The organism is Desulfogranum japonicum DSM 18378 (genome assembly GCF_000429945.1).
Taxonomy (GTDB): domain Bacteria; phylum Desulfobacterota; class Desulfobulbia; order Desulfobulbales; family Desulfobulbaceae; genus Desulfogranum; species Desulfogranum japonicum.
Map to the genome: position 1 here is coordinate 1 of NZ_AUCV01000110.1, position 2,359 is coordinate 2,359.

Annotated in this window: 3 protein-coding genes; all 3 read left to right on the forward strand. The window is 39.1% G+C overall.

The genetic code is table 11. From position 1 onward, the window contains the following. The first annotated feature begins 129 nt into the window (after positions 1 to 129). The 3 genes from G493_RS32665 (at position 130) to G493_RS0122510 (ending at position 2,012) form a co-directional block, all read left to right on the forward strand. Positions 130 to 570: a hypothetical protein gene (locus G493_RS32665; protein WP_051309811.1), complete on the forward strand. Its 441-nt coding sequence runs from the start codon at positions 130 to 132 to the stop codon at positions 568 to 570. A 385-nt stretch (positions 571 to 955) separates the two neighbouring features. After that, entirely contained in the window at positions 956 to 1,723 is a 768-nt protein-coding gene (locus G493_RS0122505; protein ID WP_028582165.1) for a hypothetical protein, read from the forward strand. Between the two features lie 82 nt (positions 1,724 to 1,805). Continuing rightward, positions 1,806 to 2,012 carry a hypothetical protein gene (locus G493_RS0122510; protein WP_028582166.1) on the forward strand — a complete coding sequence of 69 codons (207 nt, stop codon included), beginning with the start codon at positions 1,806 to 1,808 and terminating at the stop codon, positions 2,010 to 2,012. Positions 2,013 to 2,359 lie beyond the last annotated feature (347 nt).

Consider the following 2,359-nt stretch of genomic DNA (forward strand, 5'->3'; position numbering starts at 1 on the left):
TAACGACCCGTCCCTCTCATGAGACCATCTATCTTTTCTCATTTTCGTTGGCAGACACTATCTCGCAACAGGTAGTTGTACTCGAGAATTATGACATTGTCTTAGGTTGTGGGAAGCGAGACTCTACACATGGCAATTGACGGTCCAGGTATGGTCGATAGTGATCCTGGTTATGACATCTATAATCTCATCCTTGATCTCTATGATGCTGGAGTTGACGCAACCGACATTTTAGACCAATTCAATGGGCACAGATATTCTCTCGATGGACCTCTTTTTTGTGAGATTCATCTCACTGCAGGGGCGCAGGCTTTATGGGAGATTGGTCTCCTTAACAATCAGTTGATTTCAGAGGTCAGGTTCGTTATTGAAAATGGCCATGGTTTGACTGACTGGCGGGAAAATATTGGTGATGATACTGTACGTAAGAAAGTCCTTAAATCTTTCCTGAAGAAGATTTCGATCCCCAAAAAGAAGCCGAGGCCACGTAAACGTTATTCGAAGGTGGCCAGGAAACTCTACGCCTGCGGTGACTGCGTCACACTGCGTCATGGAAAATACCTGTTCTAGTCTGTCGTCTTCTGTATCGTGGAGCACCGAGGAGCCTGTGATTACTTGATGCTAGTCATGCAAAGTGCAACGGAGCCCAATCTTGAATCTTTTGAGGACGGATTCTATTACGGAAGGAAGATACCATCAACGTTGAATTCCCTTGGGTATAATCTGGGCGCATGGACTTTAATATTGGACCACCGTATGCTGATACGTGAGAGAATAAAGTTCGATGTTGTAGGCAATTTGCCGGTGAATCAATCAAAAATAGGCTGTGGACGCTATGGCGGGATCTTAACAAAGGATGATCAGTCAAACTTAATGTTTCTCCTATGCAGACAATGCCGTCAAAACATCTGATAAACCTAACTCGTCGCTACCCAGTTAAAAAGTTACGAAAGCTATGAACATCATATTAAGATCAATAGGATTGTTTGGGGTTCTTTTGTTTGGGATACTTTTCTCCGTTACATTTGTGTCCCCTAAAATGATCGAAGAGTCAGCGAAGGGTTTCGTCAAATTTCAAATTGAAAAAGAAGTGCGTGAAAAATATGAGGCTACAAGCCATTCTACAGTTGCTGGTAAAGCACTAGATATTGCTGGTCGACTCGGACTTGAGAAAGAAAAGATAAAAGAAGATATTGACAATAAACTACCAGAGAAAATTGCTAGCATAATCGCTTCTATGTGCGGTTACGACTGCGAAAAGAAAAAAGCTTTAACCAAGTCGATAGCGTCAGGCTATTTAGAGCGAATGAAAAATATAGAGGTTGCCCAAGATACACTTGGGAATATTATTAAAGGTAAGTATATAGAAATCGTGGGCAATCTAAAAATGGACCTTCGAATATTTCTAGGTACAAATTTTATAATGTTCCTCGTTCTGCTTTCTGTGTCATTTTTTAAACCCCAGGCCATTACACATCTATTCTTACCTGGCATGCTTTTATTTCTAACTACCGTAATATCTTCTTCAATATATATCTTTGGCCAAGACTGGTTTTATATCATCTTGTACAATGACTACATGGGATTTAGCTATTTGGCTTACATAGCAGTTATTTTTTGTGCTTTGATGGATATTGCCTTTAATAAAGCAAGGGTGACAACTGAGGTGATAAACGGCATTGCAAATGGTATTGGTTCCGCGTTTTCGGTACTACCATGCTAAATACATTTAACAAAGGTGCTAGTTTTGTCTCCAATTCGTCCCCAATCACTTATATTCCTGCAAAATACACGGACGTTAGTTTATGAGTGACAATGAATTCAAAGGGAATATGATAAATATTTGGTTTTTTATTGCTGGTGGAATAATTGTTTTGGGCTTTCATATTTATAGATACGTATATGATTACTCTTTTTTTGAAAGATATCCTGGTAAAATGTATGGAAGTCCATTTCTTGGAATAACTTTAATTGTTATTGGAGTTTTACGTTTAAGAAAATTAAAAAAATGACTCCAATATTCACATAATGATATTATTAATTAAGCCTTAATGTGCTTTCATTATCTAAAAAATGGGGTCTTTGCCATAGTTGCGGAAAGGGAGCTTACTCGCATTGAAGTATATAGACGATAAGACAGCTAGTTACGTCGTGATTTCTTCGTGATGCATTTCTTGAGAATACCTGACGCTATAGCTTGGTATATGATTTCATTTCGCCAAGGCTTGGAGAAATGCATAGTTCCGCAACTATGACAAAGACCCAAAAGGCTCCTCGCTACATCATGTGGGTAAGCCATAATTAAGTTTCCCACCGATAATGTATGCGATAGTGATAAGGTTTGGTTTGGTCCTGTATC

What these genes read in the sequence shown, in the direction of transcription:
- G493_RS32665 (WP_051309811.1), top strand. Translation starts at nt 130, where the DNA reads ATGGCAATTGACGGTCCAGGTATGGTCGATAGTGATCCTGGTTATGAC.
- G493_RS0122505 (WP_028582165.1), top strand. Translation starts at nt 956, where the DNA reads ATGAACATCATATTAAGATCAATAGGATTGTTTGGGGTTCTTTTGTTT.
- G493_RS0122510 (WP_028582166.1), top strand. Translation starts at nt 1,806, where the DNA reads ATGAGTGACAATGAATTCAAAGGGAATATGATAAATATTTGGTTTTTT.